This is a genomic window from Streptomyces sp. NPDC054956, from assembly GCF_053609185.1.
This window is the reverse complement of sequence record NZ_JBSGXB010000469.1, coordinates 1-4065: the sequence shown is the minus strand read 5'-3', so window position 1 is coordinate 4065 and position 4065 is coordinate 1. Positions and strand designations below refer to the sequence as shown.

General features: G+C 70.8%; 5 protein-coding genes and 1 tRNA gene. 4 read left to right on the top strand and 2 right to left on the bottom strand.

The window, feature by feature from the left end:
- Positions 1 to 102 precede the first annotated feature (102 nt).
- Positions 103 to 187, bottom strand: a tRNA-Leu gene (locus tag ACWGDE_RS36765).
- Positions 188 to 355: 168 nt separating this feature from the next.
- Here ACWGDE_RS36765 and ACWGDE_RS36760 point away from each other — a divergent pair.
- The 3 genes from ACWGDE_RS36760 (at position 356) to ACWGDE_RS36750 (ending at position 3070) form a co-directional block, all read left to right on the top strand.
- Positions 356 to 1681, top strand: coding sequence for a M20/M25/M40 family metallo-hydrolase (locus ACWGDE_RS36760; protein WP_453393427.1), 1326 nt, complete (start codon positions 356 to 358; stop codon positions 1679 to 1681).
- 137 nt (positions 1682 to 1818) lie between these two features.
- Positions 1819 to 2052: a chaplin gene (locus ACWGDE_RS36755; protein WP_453393426.1), complete on the top strand. Its 234-nt coding sequence runs from the start codon at positions 1819 to 1821 to the stop codon at positions 2050 to 2052.
- Between the two features lie 172 nt (positions 2053 to 2224).
- A complete protein-coding gene (locus tag ACWGDE_RS36750) occupies positions 2225 to 3070 on the top strand; it encodes a chaplin family protein (protein WP_453393425.1) in 846 nt (281 codons plus the stop codon).
- A 52-nt stretch (positions 3071 to 3122) separates the two neighbouring features.
- Here ACWGDE_RS36750 and ACWGDE_RS36745 read toward each other — a convergent pair whose 3' ends face one another.
- Positions 3123 to 3311, bottom strand: coding sequence for a DUF5703 family protein (locus ACWGDE_RS36745; protein WP_190185296.1), 189 nt, complete (start codon positions 3309 to 3311; stop codon positions 3123 to 3125).
- A 47-nt stretch (positions 3312 to 3358) separates the two neighbouring features.
- Here ACWGDE_RS36745 and ACWGDE_RS36740 point away from each other — a divergent pair, with 47 nt between their 5' ends.
- Complete coding sequence (locus ACWGDE_RS36740) at positions 3359 to 4021, top strand: hypothetical protein (RefSeq protein WP_453393424.1); 663 nt, start codon at positions 3359 to 3361, stop codon at positions 4019 to 4021.
- The last annotated feature ends 44 nt before the right edge of the window (positions 4022 to 4065 follow it).

Sequence of the window (4065 nt, the reverse complement as noted above, 5' to 3'; positions counted from 1 at the left end):
GCGGGGTCCCTCTCGTCACATCCGCTCCGGCCGCCGGTCAGGCGGCGGGAGGGAATGGGAAAGGCCGGTCGGGATCTCTCCCGACCGGCCTTTCGCCGCAAGTGTCCGAGGGGGGACTTGAACCCCCACGCCCGATAAAGGGCACTAGCACCTCAAGCTAGCGCGTCTGCCATTCCGCCACCCGGACAAGGTGTCTGTCTCGCGTCCCTCGCGGGCCGTTCCGACGTGGAAAACATTACCAAACATTCCGGGGTCCTCGATCACACCCCCCGACGGCCGGGGATCGCCCTTGGGCGAAGCGGCCCGGAGCGGGAGGATGGAGGCAGTTCGGTACTGATCAGTGGGAGGAAGCAGCGTGAGCGAATCGGGCGCGGGCAGGGCCGTCTCCGGCGAGGACGAGGTCGTCGACCTCTGCCGGGACCTCATCCGGATCGACACCAGCAACTACGGGGACCACTCCGGGCCGGGCGAGCGCAAGGCGGCCGAGTGGGTCGCCGAGCAGCTCGCCGAGGTCGGGCTGGAGCCGCAGATCTTCGAATCGCACAAGGGGCGCGCCTCGACCGTGGCGCGGATCGAGGGCGAGGACCCCTCGCGGCCCGCCCTGCTGATCCACGGGCACACCGACGTGGTTCCGGCCAACGCGGCCGACTGGACGTACGACCCCTTCGCCGGCGAGATCGCCGACGGCTGCGTGTGGGGCCGCGGCGCGGTCGACATGAAGGACATGGACGCGATGACGCTGGCCGTCGTGCGCGACCGCATGCGCAGCGGCCGCAAGCCCCCGCGCGACATCGTGCTCGCCTTCCTCGCCGACGAGGAGGCCGGCGGCGTCTACGGCGCCCGTCACCTCGTCGACAAGCACCCCGGGCTCTTCGAGGGCGTCACCGAGGCGATCGGCGAGGTCGGCGGCTTCTCCTTCACGGTGAACGAGAACCTGCGGCTGTACCTGGTGGAGACCGCGCAGAAGGGCATGCACTGGATGCGGCTCACGGTCGAGGGCACCGCCGGCCACGGGTCCATGACCAACAACGACAACGCCATCACGGAGCTGTGCGAGGCCGTGGGGCGCCTGGGCCGCCACAAGTGGCCCGTGCGCGTCACCAAGACCGTACGGAGCTTCCTGGACGAGCTCTCGGACGCGCTGGGCACCCCGCTCGACCCGGACGACATGGACGCCACGCTCGCCAAGCTCGGCGGCATCGCCAAGATGGTCGGCGCGACCCTGCGCAACTCCGCCGCCCCGACCATGCTCGGCGCGGGCTACAAGGTCAACGTCATCCCCGGCCAGGCCACCGCGCACGTGGACGGCCGCTTCCTGCCGGGCTACGAGGACGAGTTCTTCGCCGACCTCGACCGGATCCTCGGTCCGCGCGTGAAGCGGGAGGACGTCCACGCGGACAAGGCGCTGGAGACGGACTTCGACGGGAAGCTCGTGGACGCCATGCAGACCGCCCTGAAGGCGCACGACCCGATCGCGCACGCGGTCCCGTACATGCTCTCCGGCGGTACGGACGCCAAGTCCTTCGACGACCTCGGCATCCGCTGCTTCGGCTTCGCGCCGCTGCAGCTGCCGCCGGAGTTGGACTTCGCCGGGATGTTCCACGGCGTCGACGAGCGGGTGCCGGTGGAGGGGCTCAAGTTCGGCGTGCGGGTGCTCGACCGGTTCATCGACGAGAGCTAACGCACCGGAATCGGGAAGGTGTGCGGATTCCACTGAGAAGAGTGAATGCGCTCATACGCTCGTAGCCCCGGTGATCCCTCCTCGTTACAGGTGGTGCGGTCCGCGGCTGGGACCGCACTTGCCTACTAGGAGGAACAATGCTCAAGAAGGTTGTCGCCGCTGCGGCTGCCACCGGTGGTCTGGTTCTCGCGGGTGCGGGTCTGGCTGCCGCCGACGCCGGTGCCCAGGGTGCCGCCATCGGTTCGCCCGGTGTCGCGTCCGGCAACGTCATCCAGGTTCCGGTTCACATCCCCGTGAACGTCTGCGGCAACTCGGTCTCCGTGATCGGCCTGCTGAACCCGGCTTTCGGCAACACCTGCGTCAACGCCTGACGTTTTTGAAGTTCTGGGCCCCGGAGCGCATTCCAGCGTTCCGGGGCCGCCGGGCTTTACGGGCCCGAAGACGATCTTTCGGCGTATCAGGCGGGGGAGCCTGTGCGGCCTGTGCGCCGACCGGGCGTGCACGTGCGCGTGCACGACGCACACACCAGGGGACGAAGTACAGATGCGACGACAGGTACAGGTCACCGGCAGGAAGACCTTGATCACCATGGCGGCCGCGGGGGGTCTGCTCGCGTTCGGAGGCGGATACGCACACGCGGACTCCGGCGCCTCCGGCCGCGCCGCCCACTCACCGGGCCTGCTGTCCGGCAACACCCTCCAGGCGCCCGTGGACGCGCCGGTGAACGCCTGCGGGAACACGGTGACGGTCGTGGGGGCCCTCAACCCGGCCTTCGGCAACCGCTGCGCCAACCTCTCGGGCCGGCCGGGACACCCGCAGCACCCGGACCACCCCGAGCACCCGGGGAACCCGCACGAACCGTGCGACGACCACGACGACCACGACGGGCCGGACCACCCCGGCCACCCGGAACACCCGGGCGGTCCCGGTGACCACGGCAATCCGGGAGGTCCGGGAGACCACGGCAATCCGGGCGGACTCGGAGATCACGGGAACCCCGGCGGACCCGGAGATCACGGCAATCCCGGAGGGCCGGGCGACCACGGGAACCCCGGCGGGCCGGGTGACCACGGCAATCCGGGCGGACCGGGCGACCACGGGACCCCCGGCGATCACGGCAACCCGGGGACTCCGGGGAACCCCGGTACGCCCGGCACCGGGCAGCCCGGAACCCCCGGCGGTCCCGGCACGGGCCCCGGTACCGGATCCGTGACCCCGGTGACGCACCCCGCCCAGGGCACCGGCACGACGACCGGCCGGGGAGCGGATCAGGGCGCGGGGCTCGCCTCGACCGGCGCCGGTGACGTCCTCACCGCCGGGGTACCCCTGGCCGCGGGCATGCTGCTGGCCGGCGCGGTGCTCTACCGCCGGGCGCGCAACGCCGCCTGACGGATGCTCACGTGCTGACCCCGGTGACGCGGGCCCCTTCGCGGGACCCGCGTCACCAGGTCGCGCGGACCTGACGGATGATCCGGCGGCGCAACCGCACGCGGCGGCTGCCGTCCCGAAGCAGCGTCAGCCGGTCGAGCTCCCAATGCCCGTACTCGGCGTGATCGGTCAACATGCGGGTCGTTTCCTGGCGTGGAACCCCGCGAGGCACGTACAAGTCGACAAATTCGTATTCCGGCATCGCATCTATTGTGCGGGCAGAGCCCTGCTACGGATAGCGTCTGCACTATGTCTGATGCCGCTCTGCCCACTGTTGCCGAGGTACGCGCCGCCGCCGAGGCGGTCAAGGCCGCGCTCGACCGTCACCTCGCGGCGGTCGAGAGCAGGATCGGGGACGATGACCCCGACGTCTACGCGGCGTTCAACGAACTCGCCGCCGCCGCCGAGGTGTACGACGAACTCCTCTACGACCGCTACGACGAGGTCACCCCCTTCGAGATCCCCTCTCCCGAGGACGGGCTCCCGTACACCGGCCCCACCGAGCCCGCCGCCTTCAGCGTGCTCATCCGCCGCGACTACGCGGTCGTCGAACCGGCCCGCCTGATCGCCCAGGCCGAGCGGGTCGTCGCGCACGACCGGGAAGCCGAACTCGGGCACGACGGCGGCACCGCCGACGCGCTCGGCGTGCTCTTCGGCGAGTACGAGCCGGACGAGATCGCCTCCCGCGCCAAGGACTTCGGGCTGGAGGAGGGCGACTCCACGCTCTGGATCGCGGCCTCGGAGGAGGTCACGGAACCGGGGGAGTGGCTGGGTTCGCCCTTCACCCACATCGATCCGCAGGACGTGATGCACCGGTTCGACGTCAGCTCGGTCTTCGACGAGGAAGAGGACGACGAATACGCGGACGCGGAGGGCGGCGAGACGGCGGAGCCGGGCCTGACCCCGGCCTGACCCCCGGCCCCGTACCCGCACGAGAAGCAGCGCGGCCCCCGTCC

Excerpts from the sequence above, each read along its gene's own strand:
- ACWGDE_RS36755 (WP_453393426.1), top strand. The coding sequence starts at position 1,819 with ATGCTCAAGAAGGTTGTCGCCGCTGCGGCTGCCACCGGTGGTCTGGTT.
- ACWGDE_RS36750 (WP_453393425.1), top strand. The coding sequence starts at position 2,225 with ATGCGACGACAGGTACAGGTCACCGGCAGGAAGACCTTGATCACCATG.
- ACWGDE_RS36745 (WP_190185296.1), bottom strand. The coding sequence starts at position 3,311 with ATGCCGGAATACGAATTTGTCGACTTGTACGTGCCTCGCGGGGTTCCA.
- ACWGDE_RS36740 (WP_453393424.1), top strand. The coding sequence starts at position 3,359 with ATGTCTGATGCCGCTCTGCCCACTGTTGCCGAGGTACGCGCCGCCGCC.